The 17,474-nt window shown below is 58.3% G+C and carries 13 protein-coding genes and 1 pseudogene; 3 read left to right on the forward strand and 11 right to left on the reverse strand.

The window, feature by feature from the left end; all coding sequences use genetic code 11:
- Nucleotides 1–6: 6 nt before the first annotated feature.
- Nucleotides 7–684: a 2OG-Fe(II) oxygenase gene (locus tag I6F37_RS34150; protein WP_225129664.1), complete on the forward strand. Its 678-nt coding sequence runs from the start codon at nt 7–9 to the stop codon at nt 682–684.
- 587 nt (nt 685–1,271) lie between these two features.
- Complete coding sequence (locus I6F37_RS34155) at nt 1,272–1,841, forward strand: hypothetical protein (protein WP_225153935.1); 570 nt, start codon at nt 1,272–1,274, stop codon at nt 1,839–1,841.
- 1,698 nt (nt 1,842–3,539) lie between these two features.
- Here the strand turns inward: I6F37_RS34155 and I6F37_RS46020 are convergent.
- The 6 genes and pseudogenes from I6F37_RS46020 to I6F37_RS34185 form a co-directional block, all read right to left on the reverse strand.
- Nucleotides 3,540–3,869 (reverse strand): annotated as a pseudogene (locus tag I6F37_RS46020) (hypothetical protein).
- Nucleotides 3,870–3,965: 96 nt separating this feature from the next.
- Nucleotides 3,966–4,286 (reverse strand): IS66 family insertion sequence element accessory protein TnpB, encoded by a 321-nt coding sequence (gene tnpB, locus I6F37_RS34165; protein ID WP_345944123.1) that lies wholly within the window; start codon nt 4,284–4,286, stop codon nt 3,966–3,968.
- 641 nt (nt 4,287–4,927) lie between these two features.
- Complete coding sequence (locus tag I6F37_RS34170; RefSeq protein ID WP_225130996.1) at nt 4,928–6,244, reverse strand: peptide ligase PGM1-related protein; 1,317 nt, start codon at nt 6,242–6,244, stop codon at nt 4,928–4,930.
- Nucleotides 6,245–6,407: 163 nt separating this feature from the next.
- Nucleotides 6,408–7,940 carry a class I adenylate-forming enzyme family protein gene (locus I6F37_RS34175; protein WP_225131013.1) on the reverse strand — a complete coding sequence of 511 codons (1,533 nt, stop codon included), beginning with the start codon at nt 7,938–7,940 and terminating at the stop codon, nt 6,408–6,410.
- A 151-nt stretch (nt 7,941–8,091) separates the two neighbouring features.
- On the reverse strand, nt 8,092–8,469 hold the full coding sequence (locus I6F37_RS34180; RefSeq protein WP_225130986.1) for a hypothetical protein: 378 nt from the start codon (nt 8,467–8,469) through the stop codon (nt 8,092–8,094).
- Between the two features lie 840 nt (nt 8,470–9,309).
- Nucleotides 9,310–10,434 carry a M20 family metallopeptidase gene (locus I6F37_RS34185; RefSeq protein ID WP_225130984.1) on the reverse strand — a complete coding sequence of 375 codons (1,125 nt, stop codon included), beginning with the start codon at nt 10,432–10,434 and terminating at the stop codon, nt 9,310–9,312.
- A 740-nt stretch (nt 10,435–11,174) separates the two neighbouring features.
- Between I6F37_RS34185 and I6F37_RS34190 the strand changes: the two genes are divergently transcribed.
- Nucleotides 11,175–11,465 carry a hypothetical protein gene (locus I6F37_RS34190; protein WP_225130982.1) on the forward strand — a complete coding sequence of 97 codons (291 nt, stop codon included), beginning with the start codon at nt 11,175–11,177 and terminating at the stop codon, nt 11,463–11,465.
- Nucleotides 11,466–11,746: 281 nt separating this feature from the next.
- Here the strand turns inward: I6F37_RS34190 and I6F37_RS34195 are convergent, their stop codons facing one another.
- The 5 genes from I6F37_RS34195 to I6F37_RS34215 form a co-directional block, all read right to left on the reverse strand.
- Nucleotides 11,747–11,932: a hypothetical protein gene (locus tag I6F37_RS34195; RefSeq protein ID WP_225130980.1), complete on the reverse strand. Its 186-nt coding sequence runs from the start codon at nt 11,930–11,932 to the stop codon at nt 11,747–11,749.
- 256 nt (nt 11,933–12,188) lie between these two features.
- Nucleotides 12,189–13,199 (reverse strand): anthranilate phosphoribosyltransferase, encoded by a 1,011-nt coding sequence (gene trpD / locus I6F37_RS34200; protein WP_225130979.1) that lies wholly within the window; start codon nt 13,197–13,199, stop codon nt 12,189–12,191.
- Nucleotides 13,200–13,689: 490 nt separating this feature from the next.
- Nucleotides 13,690–15,297, reverse strand: coding sequence for an acyl-CoA carboxylase subunit beta (locus tag I6F37_RS34205; RefSeq protein ID WP_225130969.1), 1,608 nt, complete (start codon nt 15,295–15,297; stop codon nt 13,690–13,692).
- A 1-nt stretch (nt 15,298) separates the two neighbouring features.
- Nucleotides 15,299–15,802, reverse strand: a complete 504-nt coding sequence (locus I6F37_RS45800) for a biotin/lipoyl-containing protein (RefSeq protein WP_225130967.1) — start codon at nt 15,800–15,802, stop codon at nt 15,299–15,301.
- 1 nt (nt 15,803) lies between these two features.
- Complete coding sequence (locus I6F37_RS34215) at nt 15,804–17,273, reverse strand: acetyl/propionyl/methylcrotonyl-CoA carboxylase subunit alpha (protein WP_225130966.1); 1,470 nt, start codon at nt 17,271–17,273, stop codon at nt 15,804–15,806.
- Nucleotides 17,274–17,474 lie beyond the last annotated feature (201 nt).

A 17,474-nucleotide genomic window follows, 5' to 3' on the forward strand; every position in this document is an offset into this window, starting at 1 on the left:
ACTCGAATGGCGCGCGCAATGAATCATAAATCCCGTCTGCTTTCAGAAGAGGCTTTGACAAAATACCGCATAGAGCTGTTGGTGAAGGGTACGGTCGTGATTGGCCCCCAGGTATTGTTCACCCAAGATGACTTGGCCAAGATCGATCAGCTGCAGGCTGAGATTCCCGAAGAAGAAGTGAGGGAGGGAGATGCCGGCGACTCGCACAATGTTTTCGTCAAACGCGTGAGGATAGACCCGCCCGGCCGCGCTCCTAGCGACGCGAGTGGTGCAGCTCCAAGGGAGATCATGGAACTACTTGAAAGGAAAGACCGCACCTTCGCGCTAAGAAAGATTTTGGGAGCCACGTCAGATTACGTGATTCGCCGATGCCAAATGCATCGGATGCCCCCTGGCTCCTTTGTTGGCATTCATCTGGATGCTGCGAGCGACCCGGATTTCGAGTACTCGGTGATTGTGCAGCTGGCGAGAGACTTTGAGGGGGGTGAGTTCGTGGTATATCCAAGCGGGTACGAACAGCAGGTGTTCCAACCGCCATTTGGTACGGTACTTGTCACCACATGTAAGCTCCGGCATGAGGTGATGCCTGTGCTGACCGGCGAGCGCCGATCGCTGGTCTACTTCTGTTCAAAGCGCAGCGGCGCGAACCGCCGGATCATCGAAAGCTCTACCAAGGGCCCTTGAATGAGGTGGCTGAAATGGCTTCGAATGAGTTGGGTAACGGGTGAGCTCTCAGGAGAGATTGGTAGCTTGGCCATCTTGTGGTCAGACTGTCGCTCGCAAAGGCTGCCACAATGCAGGTCAGAAGCCACAGCTAGCTTTGCTGCCTGTATAAAGGCCACCACGCGTAATCCGAGCAAAGGTTTGCTCAGGGTAGTTGTGGTAAGTCATCGTCGCTGCCTCGAACCGAGAGGCGTGTCGGCGCGTGATGGTGTAATCGCGCCGCGCGCGGGAAGGCCCTGTTGTCGTCAGGTTCTCGACAGCTACACACCTAGCAAACAGCCGAATGCTCGGGCTAATTTGCGACGGATGTGCGGGGACTGGGCCTTTGCAGGGTCCATCAGAAGAGAAGTCTCGTCTGAAGCCCCTAATCGCGCGCGGTGTTTTGCTCGATCGTCCTGCATTAGCCGAGTCCTGAGTATTCATTTCGAAAGAGAGAACGGATGGACTTTACCTCAACTCGAGGGAAGCTCCATGAGTCGGGCAGCGCGGGCCAGCAAAGAGAACTTGTCGGTCTCCCCGTCGGCAGACGCCCGGCCGACCACGCCCTCGTGGACGAGTTGCACAGGAACGATCCGGATCTCATCGCCCAGACCCGATTCGTTCAACCCGAGCAAGCCCAGCTGGTGCGCTTAATCCGGAGCCGGAGCGACGACGCACAAACCTTCCGGCAGATTGTCAATGATCAGGATGACAAAGGTACCGCCAACTTCCTGTTCGTGACTGTGAACGATGGTGGTGTTACTGGCGGCGGCGCCGACTGGTCGCTGCTGCTGGTTGATCGCCGCGTGCCCGCCGCCCCTGTTGCCTATCACTATGACTCCGCTGGGTCTCACAACAACACCGTCGCAGAGCAGCTCGCAGCACGTCTCGGCTCCCGTCTGCAAGCGGCCGGCATGGCCCGGCAGCAGAACGGCCTAATTGCGGAGTACTTTGTGGTAGACGCGAAGCGAGCGCTGATTAGACGATTGTCGCGAGGGGCGAGCGGCCAGACGAAGCCGCTGCACATCGAGCACCTCATCCGCCGAACCTGCCCATACGGTACAAATGGTTACCGATGTTCTGCTCCTGTGCAGCAAATAGCCAAAAGACTCCCGTTGTGTTCCTTCCAGGCCGCCTAGATTGCCTCGTGAGGCCACTCGTTCAGCGATGAAATCGTAGCGCTCAATGCTCAATGAAAACCGACTAATGCAACAAATCCCGCATGGGCGCCTAAATTCGGCATTCCATCGCCTTCTTTCGCGGTTTTGCTGCGCGTATTATCGGTTTGTCCGGCAGAGCGCGATGTTTGATCACTGCGCCTGCTGTGATCATCGATGAAAGCCCGCCATGTAGCGGATTACGAAGAAAGTCACGGCGACGACGGCGGACGTTACAGCGAGTGAAAACGCTACTCGCGCCAAGAACTGGCCAGGGCTAAGCCCGTCCCATGAACTCATTTTCGTGCTTGCCTTACGACTCGGATTTGCGCCTGCAGGATGATCGTACCAGACGCACTTTGCGAGTAATCAGCGGAATTCGGTTTGTGCGCGCCGCGAATCGTCGCGCCCCTTGAGGCAGTCACTCTGGAACACTAAGCTCCATTAGGGGTACAAAATTCCACTGCTGAGCAACTGACCCGTTGAATTGGTAGAGCCAAGTAGGATTGCCATCTTTCGTGACGCGGTTTTGTTGTCGATGCACAGCTTATTGTCGGCGATACTCAGAATAAAACCTGGACTCTTGAGTAATTCCCATCGCTGCTTGGGATCGGCAGGGTGTAGATTGCAAGCGTCAGCGCTACTTCCGGAGCGATGCGATCGCCCTTCTGTGCGATTGCGAGCTTACCTGCGCTTGAGTTCAACGTTGACACGCGAATGTCGGGTTGCAAACATTTTGCGTCCTAACGGACTATGGGACAGAACAAAATAGGACAAACTGGACAAGTACACACAGCCAGGCGAGGTACAGCAGCCTTTTGAAAAAAGGCACGTTGCTTGCTTGGGTGCAGTGAGCGTCACCGGTCTTGCAGGGGCTGTGATGCTGGGGCGGGCCTGACATGTTTCAGTGCCATTTCGGGTCCGCCCCGCTATTGCTCGCGAGGCAACATGGAGCAACGTATTCGAGCGGCTTCAGCGGCTATCGCGTTCGCTCATGCGTTCGGTCGTGAAGTCCTCAGCGTGTACGAACATGAAGGCCGCAGGTACAACAGAATCAGAGTCCGCGTAACCGCGAGCATAACAAACGGTTACGACTTCGAAAGTGAATGTCCCATGGCCGGTGCGCTACCGAGTATATATCACTTCGGTGCGGAGCCGCATTGGCTACCGGGGCCCAAGTGCCCACGACTCTACAGCGGCCTTGATTATTGCACCTCAACCCACTTCTCCGTGAGAGTGACGGACAATGGTGTCCAGATAGTCGATTGGCGGAGGAATTCCTTCACATACACCGTCTGGTGGGTGGTCCGCGCAATAGAAGGAAGCCGACGATGGAAATTGCGCTAGCAATTGGCGCTGTGTTCGTTTTCACCGCAATCACGGTCGCTTGCCTGTGGGCGCTTGGAGCCCGGGGTGGCTGAGTATCATTGATGAATGAGGCCCATGGAGAAAAGCGTTTGCTACCATGCCGCCCCTTCTCGTTGAACTTCTGTGCGGTCCCACTTGGATTGGCCTGACGGACCCCCTAGCGGTCGTGCTGTTGTGGATGTTGATTGTGTGCGAATGCCGCCCGAACAAACGGGTGCGGACTGCTCGAAAGCTATACGGGTGCGGTGGTCTAACTCGCGGCCCGCTCTCAGGGCCGCGCGTTTTGAGCGGATCACTCCGCAAGCTTAAGGTTCAGGTAGTTCGGAGAGTAGAGCGGGTCAGCGGTTTCGTTGGCCTGGACAGCACCGAAACGTCCATCTTGAAGGCCATGATCTGATTGGCGCTTCCTTTGTAGATCTTCAGTTGCGGCCGCCTGAGCTCCTCAAGTTCCAGCTCCAATTGATCGAGCAGTCGCGCCGACCGCTCCGAGCGCGTCCCATAAAATGTCCGCCGCAGCTTCTCAATCTCGAGCTTGAGGTGGGAGATCAGCGCTTGCTGCTCGATTGCTTTGCTTGGGCATTGGCCGCTTCAGCAAGTTTGGCCCCCCGCCGCAAGCCTGGCCGCACGCTCGGCCAGGATCATTGCATGCGCGGCAGCGAGATCGGGCGGCAGTCCGTCGCCGGCGGAGTCCATGACCAAATGGAATCATGTTCGCCGCCGGATTCAAACGACAAACTCTCAGCCCACGCTGGTTGGACGCAAGGACTCCTGGGGATTGCGCCAATCGATGCCGGACAAAAGATAGCTCATCTGTGCCTGCGAGATCGACACCACGCCGTCCGCCAGCGACGGCCATATAAGACGACCTCTCTCCAACTTCTTTGTAAACAGGCATGCTCCCTGGCCGTTATGCCAGATCACCTTCAATAGATCGCCCCGGCGCCCGCGGAAGCAGAACAAGCGACCGCTCAGGGGATCACGGCGCAGCACCTCTTGGACCTGCAACGAAATTGAGACGAAGCCTTTGCGCATGTCGGTGTGGCCCGTCGCCAGCCACACCCGAACTCCCCTAGGGATTGGAATCACCCCGGATCCGGAGCCTCGATAGTCCGACGAAGCGCCTCAACGTCGAGCCTCGCATCGGCAATGACGCGCCGCCCGCCAGCCAGCTCTATCTCAATCCGATGCTCCGTCCAATGTGCTGTCGCGCTCTCCGATGAGGCCGCCACCGGGGCCATGCCCCACCCTCGGCCACAACTGCCTTGACAAAGCCAGCCTCGGATTTGGTCCGGTCTGCCGCGACGGCCCTTCGCCAAGTCACCAGCAGAGAACGCGACAAGCCATATCGCCGCGCTGTCGCCGCAACCAGGCGTGGCTCGGACATGCTTTCCAAAGCAATCCGAGCCTTATCCTCTCAGACCAGCGCCGCCGGCCTGTTTCCACCACCTCAAGTCGATTCAGCGCACTGATCTTCTCAACTATCAGGCCAGTCCGCTGCAAGGCGTCTCTTCTCGGAGGCTTACCGCCGATCGGCACGCACGAGCGACTTAAGGGTAGCCGCGATTTGGGCTGACAGAGCCAGAGCGAGACGGAGCAGACATTCACGTCACGTCCTCAGGTACGGGTTTCAAGGTGCGATCGAAAGCAGGGGCAAGTTCGGATCAATTGAACGGTCCAAGATATGGTCGATGGGATCTCAATCAAGCAATTCTCAGTAGGCGGTGCTGCAGATCGCGGGCCGCGGGCCTGTCGCGCGCGATCACAAGGCACTCCACCGTGCCAGCCTCTTCGTCGGCAGCAAGCGGGATCACGCCCTCCTTGCGTGTGCGGTCGAATAGAAATCCTTCCTTGCCGAAACGATCATGCGCTGTTTGGAGGGATCGTGATCGAACATTTCTCACGGATAAAATAACGTTGCAACCGGAATAGTCGAAGCCCAGCAGTCGGACCGCAATACTGTGTAACACCGAGCCGCCACCCCAGCGGCCGTTCGCTTCATTAAACAGCAACCGACCGTGATTCGCGAAAATGGCGTCAATGTTGATCATTCCGCGATATCCCAGGTCTCGCGCAAGTGCCACAAATCGGTAGGCGTGTGCCTGGGCGGTCAACCATTGCTCGTTCGTCAGGTCACTTGGAAGCTCAAGTCCTGTCCAGATCAGAGCTCTTTCGGATCGATCTGTGCTTTTACGCAGACGTATGTTTCCACTGTTGATGAAAACGATTGAACCATCATCCTCGATTTCATACTCGAGATAGAACAAAGACCGGGCCAGGTGGTACGACTCCACGACCAGCGTCCTACACGACGCTGTTGTCATCTCAGACCAAAGCGCGTCAGGATCAAACGACGGCCATGAAATTAGCCGGGTATCTCTTGCCCCAGGTAGTGGATCGCTTTCTTTGCCGGTCAGGATGACATTTCCGACCCCACCGGCTCCATTGTCCAGCTTTACAATGACTCTGCCGGTCTCGGATCTGAGGGAAGTGACCGCTCTGAATAGTTCGTTTGAGTCCGTCGTGACAGATCCATTGGGCAGCGGAAGTGCGACGCTTGTCGCCAATTGACGGAAGTGGCTCTTGCGGTTCAACAGATCAGGCCCTCGCTGCAGAGCGAAGTCGTCGCCGGTCTGCGGTATGCCCAGCATGGCCGCCAGGCGTGCGACGCCTTCAGTAGAGTAGCAGGGATGCAATCGCCAGTTTGATTTCTGACGAATATGTCGGTTGATGCGCTCAACGACAGTCTTGGACAGCAATGTGCAGTCATCAAGGACCGGCGATTGGCGGCCGCCTTCAGGTACAAGGAGAAAAAGACTCGATGCGTCGAAATCGAGCGTCGCGCCAATGAAGGATAGCAGATCCGCCGGGATGACTACCGGGGAGACTATTAGGTCGCCGTGCTGGGCAAACCACGCTGAACGGTATGCCGAGTTGGCGGCCAGCGAAAGTTGAGCTGATGTCAGATCGGCGCCCGACATTTGAGCCGTACCGGCATTCATGATCAAGATCCGCGGCATCCGCGACCTCCGGGCATCTGGACGCGATCAGACAGGGATCGTCAGGCCACAATGTTGAACTTGCTGCGCCGTGGTGAGGCACTGAGCGAAGGTTGATTTTGCGCCGTCTCGATATCACCTGCGATGTAGCGGGAGAGTACGGCGCGCCTCCAATCTGCCGATCTCAATTGATAGCTCCTTTCGGGCTGATCACGTGGCGATCCTTCAGCAAAAAATGCTGGATCTTGCCCAACGCGGTTTTCGGTAGTTCTTGTGTGAAAATGATTTCGCGCGGCACCTTAAAACGGGCGAGCTGTGACTGGACATGTGCCGTCAGCGCTTCCGCCTCGACCCGGGCGCCCGGTCGCTTGATCACATAAGCGACCGGTACTTCTTCCCAGCGCGCATCGGGTCGACCGACCACGGCGCATTCCGCGACATCCGGATGGTCCGCAAGCACACGCTCTACTTCTGCCGGATAGATATTCTCTCCGCCCGAAATGATCAGGTTTTTCTTGCGGTCGTGGACCCAAATATATCCATCTGCGTCGCAGCGGCCAATGTCCCCAGTGCGATACCAACCATTGCTAAGAGCCTCACGCGTTGCCTGTTGATTGCCCCAATATCCGCAGAAAACGTTGGGTCCACGGACTGCGATTTCGCCTGGGTTACCGGGCGGCAACTTGCGGCCCGAATCATCCAGGATCGCCGCTTCGCAGCAGAGACCTGCCAAGCCGCTTGAGCCCTCAGGCACGAGATTTCCGCCGAGCTTCGTATACACAGCGATCGGGCAGGTCTCCGTTGAACCGTAAACCTGCAGGACTGGAACGCCGCGCGCGACAAAGCGCTCGACAAGGTGCTGAGGCACCATCGTCGATCCGGTACAGATTGCTCTGAGCGAGGATAGGTCGGTGCTTTCCCATCGACCATTGCTGGCCAGGGCTTGCATCATGGCTGGCACCAGGGCTGCCAAGCTCGGCCGGTCACGCTCGAACGCATCAAGCATGGTCTCCGCCCCAAAGCGGGTGTGGATACTCACCGTCGCGCCGTGATGCAAAGTCGGCGTCGTCTGGATGTTCAAGCCACCAACGTGGAAGAACGGCAAAACAGCCAGCGTATGATCGGCCGAGGTGAGGTCATGCATGTGCTGACTCATGATGCCGTTCCAGAGCAACGCTTCCTGACGCAGCACGGCGCCTTTCGGTCGCCCTGTGGTGCCCGAAGTATAGACGATCAGAAGCGGGCAAGACGGCTCCGCGCGAGGATTGCGTCCGTCGCCACAGTCTCCGTCCAGGAGATCGTCCAATTTGCAGCCGCCGAGAGGCGTAAAGTCCAACCCGACAAGAGAGGCATGGGGCACTTGCTTCGTCAGGACAGGCAAAGCTGCGCCGAAGCACTGCTCAAGAACGAGCACTTTTGCCCCGGAGTCCGACAAAATGAAAGCGTGCTCGGCGGCCGCAAGACGCCAATTCAATGGTATGAGGATTGCGCCGAGCCTCGCGCACGCATAGAGCAGCGCCAGATAATCAGGCCTGTTGAGGCTGAGGATCGCGATCCGGTCTCCCCTTTGGACGCCGAGCTGGCTCTTGAAGGCGCGAGCGATCCGCTCGATCCGTCGATTGAGGCTGGCGTAGCTGAGACTCTGCCCTTCGAAACGGATCGCGGTTTTGCCGGGAGTATACGCAGCGTTTCGCTCGATCAGTGTGCAGAGATCCAACTTGTTATCCATGCGCCTCAGGCTCGCAAATTACGTTTGTCCCGATGCGCTTCAGCCGCAACCCGGAATTGCTTGGCGAGGCTCCGATCACATGCTTCGGTTGGCCCTTGTACAGGCTATGATGACACGGCCTAGGCCTTCTTGATGGATGTCATGGGTTGCGAACAATGGATATTGCTTGAGGGATCTCGGGCGATTGATCACTGACTCTCTGCTCGGCGGCGGTCGTGTGCATCTGTCGGTAGTGATAGGCACACCACGAAGACAGTTTCTTGCCGCGTCTTTGATATACAGGCTCGCCGCACATATAGGCCGCTCTGGCATCTCCATCTTTGAAGCCGATGATGCAACGGCATTGGCCTTCAATATGGTCGATTAACAGGACCTTCTTGACGTCGTCGGGCGCTTTCAACTTGCTGCTCCAGAATGCCAAGCAATATCTGCGATGCCGGGTGGTTGCGCGGAGCGGCACTTGCAGCTCAGGCTCTTTGAAAACCTGCGCAGGCCCGCCGTCTGCCTTGCCAGCCATGGGAAAGCAGTTTGAACAGAGCGGAAAGCCGGTTCGGCCAACTGATTTTGGCGCGGTGTCGCGCCAGAGGAGGGGTTTGGTTCAGATTCAGGAAGCAGCGACCCTCCGCTGGGGCTTCGGATGGAGGTCTACGTCCATCAATTCTGACCTCAACGCCTGTCTGGTGGCCCGGCCCAGCACAGTCACATAGTCTCGGTTCCGGAATGCCGAACCATTCAAAGCTACGTGCGAGCAGTAGCTCCGCAACCGGCACTCGCTGCATAGCCCTTCCGACCGACCCAGCATCGGGGATGAGGATCACGACCGACCATGGGGGCTTGGATCTGACCAGCTGAGACATTCTCAATCCTTCACAATCCCGGCGACAGACCGAGATAGGTGCTAACCTCAAGACCGTACAACTTAACGTTACGTGAGATTCAAGCCCTTTTTTGGGCCTGTGACAACGTGGCCAAGCTCTCAGGCTGCCGGAAAAGGGCCGCCGGCCGGTGTGCTGTCGCAAGCATTCAGCGCTGCGATGTGAGCCAAGAAAGTTCGTCTCCCGTCGAGATCAGGGTCGCCTGCCGATGAGCCCATTGCCGGAAACGCTTGCCCTTCGACCAGGCGCTCGCTGCCCTTGCAGCCGATTGCGCGCGTGAAGTCCGCTGCGCCGTCATTGAATAGCTCAGTCACGTCTATCTGGCGCCGACCGTGCGATGCCAAATGCGGCCGACCGATAGTTTTCGATGAGGTCGGCCTGATAGGGGCACCAGCCTATAGCCCTTGCGGCGTTGGAGAAACGATCCCGCGAATGTGCCGGCGGGCGTCATCCAACGTACCTCGTGGTCACTGACTTCGCGATTATCGCAGTGTCTGATAGAGGCGGTACAGCAGCCGCGCGCGAGGTTCAATCGACGAGATGTAGAGTTGCTCATAATGCGTATGCGCGCCCTTGCCATCGACGCCAAGGCCGTCAAGGGTCGCGGTATGCGGCGCGGTGAAATTGCTATCGGAGCCGCCGCCGCTGAACGCGTCGAGCAGCTCGAATCCAAGCTCGGCAGCAAGCTGTTTGGCGTGTGCGTAAAGCGCGGCGCCGGCGCTGGTCTTCTCATATGGCGGACGGTTCAATTCGCCTGATACCTTCACCTTGACGCCCTCGGTGCGCGAGCTGATGCCCAGAATCTTCGGCACCAGCTCGTCGGCATGGGCCATGGTCGGGACGCGCATGTCGACTTGCGCGTAGGCCAGTTCCGCGATCACGTTTGGCCTGGTGCCGCCGCGGACGACGCCGACATTGACGGTGATACCGCGCGTGAGATCGTTCATCGCCTCCAGCGTCTGGATCACATGGCCGAGTTCCCGAATCGCGCTGCGGCCGTCCTCGGGGCGCGTGCCGGCATGCGCGGCCGCACCCTTTATGAATACCTCGAAGCGCGCAACGCCCTTGCGCCCGGTGATGACCTTGCCGCCGTCGCGCGCCGGCTCGGTCACGAGCACGTATTTGGCCTTGCGGCCCTCGGCCTCGATCAGCGCGCGCGAGGTTGGGCTGCCAATCTCTTCGTCCGAGACGTAGAGCTGGGTGATGCCGAGCGGCGGGCGTGCGTCATCGGCGCAGATCTGCCGGAATGCGTGATAGGCGAGGTAGGCGCCGCCCTTCATGTCGTAGATGCCGGGGCCGAACGCACTGTCGCCGTCGATCTTGAAGGGTAGCCGTTCGATGGATCCCATCGGATGGACTGTGTCGAGATGGCTCAAGATTAGAAGGCCCGGTACGCCCTGCCCCCAAGAAGAGCGGATAACCAAATGATCGCCGCAGCCGTCATGCCCCGCAACGCGCTCGACGCTGGCGGGCAGGTCGCGATAGCCTGCTGCGACGACATCAGCCAGTTTGTTGATCTGATCCGGCCGCTCCGTCGGAGATTCGATCATGACCCAGCGGCGAATGCCCTCGAGAATCGGGGCGATTTCGAACGCGTTGCTGGACATAGTTGTCTGACGCCTTTGAATTCGATTGTTATCGTTCTGCAAGATCATGACATCAACCATGTACTCACATCAGAATCGAGGCCGAACATCTAAAGGGTCGCCAGCCGTTGTGACCCAGGCGTGCCTCTGGATCCGATCTTGCTGCGGCAACGATGTACGCGCCTGTCGATCTTAACTTGAGCTACCAAAGCTGGTAGTTTTCGACGGGATTATGCGGACCTAAGAAGAAGGCCCTTCTGGAGTTGGTCGTTCTGGTGAGCTGTAATTATTCTGATCAGGACCTTCCTGCGAGATCCGCGCAAATCGCATTGTCCTGACCAGGTGACCCCCACGCCTCTCAACGCGGAAGGTCGCCGGCCAGCGGCAGCATCGTACGAGCGGCGAAGCGCCGAAATCGCCTGAGCTGAGGGGACGGACCTCTCAATACGAGCTCTAATCAGTGAAACAGTTGCAGCCCGGTCGATTGTTCGACGACTGTCGCTGGAAGCGGCCAGGGATCGATGCCACCGCGCTCAGTCAAGCAGTAGGGTTCCGCGCCCCGGAAGTTGATCAATGGATTGCCACGGCCTTGTCGGGTCGCGATAAATTCATCCGATAAAGATGGTATGTGTGCCAAGCACCTTGTGGTCATACAAAACGCATTCGAGCGCGCAAAATGCGTTCGGCAATAGCGGTGGGCGCTGTATCGAAGCGGTGAACACCCTTGGGCCCCTCCCGACCGCCAGCGGCACGGCGGCTCCATGCAGATGGACGTCAAAGAACTCACCGCCAGTCCACGTCGTCCGGCTGCCGTTCCGCTCGTCACGATGGCGACACCCGCTGGCCAGATTGCGCATGGTCTGACGGAACTCTGTCGGTCGGATAGACGGCATTTCAAACTGGTGGCTCATGATCTGCCTCTGGACTTGTACCCGATTCCGACTTTTATCCGTATTGGGCGGCCCCTAATAAGGTATCCGGTGTCGGAATTACGTGACGAGCAAGCTCAGGTCGAGCTCGGCTATGACTTCGATGTCCTCTGGATTAGCTGAAGTCATGACCAGACGGACGTGCAGTATCTCACCTTGTTATCGGGATCGGCGATTGCAGCGGCAGAACTGAGAATTGCCGCCGCCAGGAGTTTCAATAGGACCCTTCTCAAGCAGAACCGCGCTGAGCGGCCGCCGACGCGCCAGTGCACACAGAGTTGTGGTCGCGATCCGACCAGCTGGGCTGGAACCTCGCTGGGCCGCCGGGCGGAGGGGATGATGCCGATTTCGGTACCGGCGCGCGGCTACCAGAGTTTCTCCGCATGTAGACGGCATCGGCGTACCTAAAGCGCCTTTAGGAGAATACGTTTTTTTGCCTCGAGAAGATGCTTATCCAGCGTCGCGTGCAGCGCTCCCCGCAACTCCGGCGGGATCGAGCCATCTGTATCGATCAATTCTCGGAACTTCCGAATGATGTGTTCTAACACTGCAATAGATCCTTGTGCTTCAACCTTCAGCCAGGACATCATCGATTCTCTCCTTTGGCGCGCAGCGCGCTTCCTCGTGGGTCCTCACCTCGGCAACTCTGGCTGCAGCAGACTCTCGTCGAAAAAAAGTTGGCGCTCGGGCCGCGTGCTCAGCGCGACTTGCTTTGATGAGGGCGAGCGCAGGCGGCGCACGCTCCTTGAAATCCCGCAGAAGTGACGCGCATTCACGCCTGCAATACTTTCGCGCTCGTGAGCAACAGTCTTGGTCGGAATACTGGAACATCGGCCAGCTCGGCTGTCACGCGTTCGAAACCGCGATCAGGCGCTTCAGTCGAGCGGCTGCGGCGCCGCCATCAAGTGATTCTTGTCCAAGTGCTACGCCTTCCCGCAGGGTCGAGGCCCGCCCGGCCACAACCAATGCCGCTGCCGCGTTCAAAAGCGCAGCGTCGCGAAATCGACCTGGTACGCCATCAAGCACATTTTGCAGCGCAACGGCATTAGCCTCTGCATCGCCGCTCTCCAGCGCGTCGCGGCAGCGGGGGAGCCCGGCTTCTTCCGGCGTCACTTCGAAGGTGCGGACTATACCCGCCTCAAGCGCAGCAACAAAGGTTGGACCGGTAAGGGTTATTTCGTCGAGCCCGTCCGAGCCATGAACAACCCATACCGACTCGGCACCGAGGTTCTTCAAGACGTACGCCAGAGGCTGGACCCATTCGGGAGATAATACCCCAACGATCTGCCGCTTGACCCTGGCCGGATTGGACAGAGGCTCGATTAGATTGAAGATCGTGTGGATTCCAAGTGCTGTCCGGATCTGGCCGACGCGCTGCATCGCCGGATAATGGGCCGAGGCAAACATGAAGCCGATGTTGGCTTCCTGTACACAACGTGCAATAGCTTCAGGCTTGAGATCGACCTTCACGCCGAGGCGCGCCAACACGTCTGCGGTGCTTGAACCCGAAGACGCAGCGCGGTTGGCATGCTTGGCGACAGGAATGCCGACCCCGGCGACGATGAAGGAAGCACACGTCGACACGTTGACCGAATATATAGGGGTGTCGTTCGTGCCAGCGATACCGACGGGGTCGCAAGCCGCCTCCACGCGCAGCATTCTATTCCGCATCGCGGAGGCGGCCCCGGTGACTTCTTCGACCGTCTCGCCCCGGACCCGCATCCCCATCAACAAGCCTCCGATTTGCGAGGGAGTCGCGTAACCCGACATCACGCTGTCGAAGGCTGACGCAGTTTCCTCGCGCGTCAGAGTGGCGCCGCTGGCAACTTTGCCAATGATCGATCTAAGCTCTTCCATCGAACTTTACACGTTCCTTGTTCAAACCTCGATCTCTTCCGCGACGTTTGAGGCGGCAGTCGGTTGAGTGTGGGCGCCCTCGGCGAGGCTACAACCTGACGCTACGTGAGGGTCAAGCTCTCCATTTCGTGCCGTCGAGAGGAGGTCGTCGGCCAGTAGAACACTGTAGTTTCTTGATGCCAGGACCGATGGCACTCTCTCGCGCCCGCTTGCCACGCCCGCAGCGGCCTCTTTACCGCGGTGTTCCGACCGGATCACCGCCAAAGCCTTTTAGCGTCGGGCGCCGCCGTCGTGGAGCATTGAAGCGGCTTCCTCTACCTGCTTCGCGAGTATTGGTGCTGGGGAGATGGAGCCCGATCTCAGCTGGGCTCTACAAAATAACGCCACCGGATTGTAAATGAAGGTGCGCAGGACGGCCTTCATAGAGCGATCGACGCGTCCCGTTGATCCGCGCGCATGAAGCGGTGAGCCAGCCGTGTTCGGTCCTGCCTTACAGTCGGAATACGCCGTATTGCGGCGCATCGATCGGCGCATTGAGCGAAGCGCTCAATGCGATTGCGAGGGCAGTTCTGGTATCGACAGGATCAAGAATGCCGTCGTCCCAGATTTCCGAGGTCGCATAATAGGCACTTGACCGCTCGCGATATTCTTCAAGAATTGGTGCTCGAATGGCTGCCAATTCCTGCTCCGAGAGGCGCCCTCCGGCGCGAGCCAATTGTCTCGCCTTGACGTGTGTGAGAACTCCGGCGGCCTGCTCGGCGCCCATCGCAGATATCTGAGAATTCGGCCAGCTGAACACGAATCGAGGATCAAACGCGCGTCCCGACATAGCGTAAGTTCCTGCGCCGTGCGAGCTATTGCAAACGATCGTAAACTTCGGCACGGACGCTCCGGACACCGCCATGATCAGCTTGGCGCCGTCCTTGGTGATCCCACGCCGTTCATATTCGCGGCCAACCATAAAGCCAGTTACGTTCTGCAGGAAGAGCAGGGGCGTCCGGTTCTTGTCGCACAGTTGAATGAAATGAGCCCCCTTTAGCGCGCTGTCGCCGAACAGCACGCCATTATTGGCAATGATCCCGATTTGATATCCATAAAGCCGCGCAAAGCCGCACACGAGTGATGTCGCATACCGCGGCTGGTATTCTTGAAATCGGCTGCCATCGACCAGACGAGCGATGATCTCTCGCATGTCGAACTGCGCTCGCGCGTCGTTTGGAATGATACCGTAGAGTTCGGACGCACTATAGGCGGGCGGCTCGGGGACCACTCGATCGATCGAGGTCTTCGCCGGTTGGTGGAAGCGAGCAACGACGTCGCGGGCAATCGCAATCGCATGGATTTCGGAGCTTGCGAAGTAATCACAGGTGCCCGACACGCTGGTATGCATGAGAGCGCCGCCAAGTTCGTCGGCGGACACTTGTTCGCCGGTGGCAGCCTTCACGACCGGAGGACCGCCGAGAAAAATCGCTCCAGTGCCTTCGACGATAATGTTGTATTCACTAAGCGCAGGGACGTAGGCCCCTGCCGCGGTGCAGTGGCCCATGACGATGGCGACCTGCGGCACCCCCATCTTCGAGAGAACGGATTGATTGCGGAGAATTCGACCGGCATGGTAGCGATCAGCAAAGAATTCCGCCTGCAAAGGCAGAAATCCGCCGGCGCAGTCGCACAGGTGAACCACCGGCAGACGGTTTTCGATGGCTATATCCAGTGTCCGCACGATCTTCTTGACCGAGAGTGGATACCATGCGCCGCTCTTCACGCTGGCATCGTCGGCGTGAACAATAACCTCTCGCCCCGCCACAATGCCGATGCCGACAACCTGGGCGGCGCCGGGCACCTCGCCGTCGTATGCCTTGTTAGCCGCCAGCGTCGAAAGCTCTAGGAACGGAGTTTCCGGATCGAGCAAGGCCGCGAGCCGCTCACGAACAAAAAGTTTATTCTGCCGACGCAGCCGCTCGAAGTCCCGCTCAGGCCTGTGGAAGCGGGCAACGCGTTGGCGCTCTTTCAATTCGGCGGCAAGTTGTCTGTTGTGCAGGTCGTTGCGACGAAATTCCTGCGAGTTCACGTTCGCCACGGAACCGATCCGCTGCATTTCAGCGCCCTTCTTTAGAGAGCGTGACCAGCACAGCGTCGTGCTCGAAGCTCTCACCTTCCTTGACGTGAATCCGATGGACGATGCCATCCTGTGGTGAGCGTATGATCGTTTCCAGCTTCATGCTTTCAATCGTCATCAGTGCCATTCCCGCCGAGACCGATTGACCGGACGAAACTGTGATCGCAACAACAAAGCCGGGCATCGGCGCCCGGGCCTCCAAAGCGTGAGTCTCGTTATTGCCGGATGCGCACGCTCGCAACGGGTCGTTGTAGCGCAAAATGCGCGTCCTGCCGCGGATGTGGAGGTGAATTAGCTCCCCCTCGATGGCGAATCTGACCGGTTCGCTCTGGCCCGCAATGGTCAAGATGCCGCTACTGTCATTGCAATGGCTGAACGCGACAGGGGCAATCACCTGGTCTCGAAGATGGAGCCGGTAGTCTCGCTGGTTGGGTGAAAGCCACAATTCATGATATACGCCGTCGACCTCGAATGAGTGATACACGTCAATTTCTCCAACTACCGAGCGCTGCGTGAAACTCGGGCACGGCATCGGCCGACTCGCGGACCGGTCTTGTCAGGAGAGCCGCAGATGCCAGGAACGCAGACATTTCGGCAGCAAAGTTGTCGGCGGCGAGATGTGGATTTTCTTCTAGGTATCCCGTATGGAACTGACCGCCAAGAAATGCCTCGTCGCAAAGAATCCGTGCGAGCAAGCTCGCGTTGGTCCCGCACCCAAGTAGAACCAGTTCGCGAACGGCGCGGTAGGCTTTCAGAGCAGCCTCTATGCGGCTCGGTGAATGCACAATGATCTTGGCGAGCATGGGATCGAATGCCGCCGTGATGTGCTGGCCTTGCATGATGCCGCTGTCGATTCGTGCGCCATCCGGATACTCGAGAAGAAGTACTTTGCCGGTGGTCGGGACGTATCCGCGTTCGGGAGCCTCGGCGCAAAGCCTGAGCTCGATTGCATGCCCATTTGAAAGAATGTCGGACTGCGAAAGTGCAAGTTTTCGGCCCGCTGCCGCATAGACTTGTTCGGCGATCAGATCGACGCCGGTGATCATCTCGGTCACCGGATGTTCGACCTGAAGGCGTGTATTCATTTCTAGAAAGTAGAACTCTCCGCCGCTGAAAATGAACTCGACCGTTCCTGCATTCTGATAGTTCGCTGCACGGGCGATGCCGACGGCGGTTTCGCAAATCCGGGTCCGCAATTCTGGTGATAGCGCTGGCGAGGGCGTTTCCTCGATGATCTTCTGGAAACGGCGCTGCACCGAGCATTCGCGCTCGAAGAGATGGACCAAGTTACCGAAGGCGTCACCGAGCACCTGTACTTCAATGTGTCGCGGTCTTTCGATATATCGTTCAACATAAAGTCGGCCATCTCCAAAGTAGCGACGCGCTTCACTGCTCGCCTGCTCAATGGCTGCCTCCAACGTAGCGAGGTCGCGTACAATCCGCATTCCCTTGCCGCCACCGCCAGATGATGGCTTCACGAGCAAAGGAACTCCAATAGCCCGCGCTCTCGAAACGAATGTGGCCGGATCATCTTCCTCGATGGCGCAGGGTGCGACTGGAAAGCCGTTGCTTTGAACGAACTCACGGGCGCGGATCTTATCGCCCATTAGCTCGATGGTTTCTGGAGCGGGTCCGATGAATACAATACAGGCCTTTGTCACTCTACTGGCGAATTCCGCATTCTCGGAAAGCATTCCATAACCGGGATGTATCGCGCCGGCGTTCGCCTTGCGGGCGGCAGCGATGATCTGCTCGATATCCAGATAGCTTGCGATCGGCGTGCGGCCGCTGATCGGAATAGCCAGGTCGGCCATTGAGACGGCCGGGGTTCCCGCGTCAACCTCATGGTAGGCAATTGCAGACCGAAGCCCAAGCTTGTTCAAGGTTTTGATGATACGTGCGGCTATCTCACCCCTATTGGCGATCAGAACCGTATCGAAGGGTAATTTATGCATTCGCCTATCCGGACAAGCGCGATTGAACCAGAGCGTCGGTCAATTGTAGGCGGCCATGCTCGTCATCTGACCTCGGGTGACCGTCCTGCAGGTCAGGCTTGGACCACTTCTGTGGATGAGGCAAACGAACAGGCAGCACATCTTCACTTCGAGTCGCTGCTTTTTTTGCCAGTGTCGCGCACGGAGATCACGTAGCGACAT

Source organism: Bradyrhizobium sp. NBAIM08 (assembly GCF_020193935.1).
Taxonomy (GTDB): Bacteria; Pseudomonadota; Alphaproteobacteria; order Rhizobiales; family Xanthobacteraceae; genus Bradyrhizobium; species Bradyrhizobium yuanmingense.

Excerpts from the sequence above, each read along its gene's own strand:
- I6F37_RS34205 (WP_225130969.1), bottom strand. The coding sequence starts at position 15,297 with ATGCAGCGGATCGGTTCCGTGGCGAACGTGAACTCGCAGGAATTTCGT.
- I6F37_RS34195 (WP_225130980.1), bottom strand. The coding sequence starts at position 11,932 with ATGATGTCCTGGCTGAAGGTTGAAGCACAAGGATCTATTGCAGTGTTA.
- trpD (WP_225130979.1), bottom strand. The coding sequence starts at position 13,199 with ATGGAAGAGCTTAGATCGATCATTGGCAAAGTTGCCAGCGGCGCCACT.
- I6F37_RS34170 (WP_225130996.1), bottom strand. The coding sequence starts at position 6,244 with ATGCCGCGGATCTTGATCATGAATGCCGGTACGGCTCAAATGTCGGGC.
- I6F37_RS34215 (WP_225130966.1), bottom strand. The coding sequence starts at position 17,273 with ATGCATAAATTACCCTTCGATACGGTTCTGATCGCCAATAGGGGTGAG.
- I6F37_RS34185 (WP_225130984.1), bottom strand. The coding sequence starts at position 10,434 with ATGTCCAGCAACGCGTTCGAAATCGCCCCGATTCTCGAGGGCATTCGC.
- I6F37_RS34150 (WP_225129664.1), top strand. The coding sequence starts at position 7 with ATGGCGCGCGCAATGAATCATAAATCCCGTCTGCTTTCAGAAGAGGCT.
- I6F37_RS34190 (WP_225130982.1), top strand. The coding sequence starts at position 11,175 with ATGCAGATGGACGTCAAAGAACTCACCGCCAGTCCACGTCGTCCGGCT.
- I6F37_RS34180 (WP_225130986.1), bottom strand. The coding sequence starts at position 8,469 with ATGGCTGGCAAGGCAGACGGCGGGCCTGCGCAGGTTTTCAAAGAGCCT.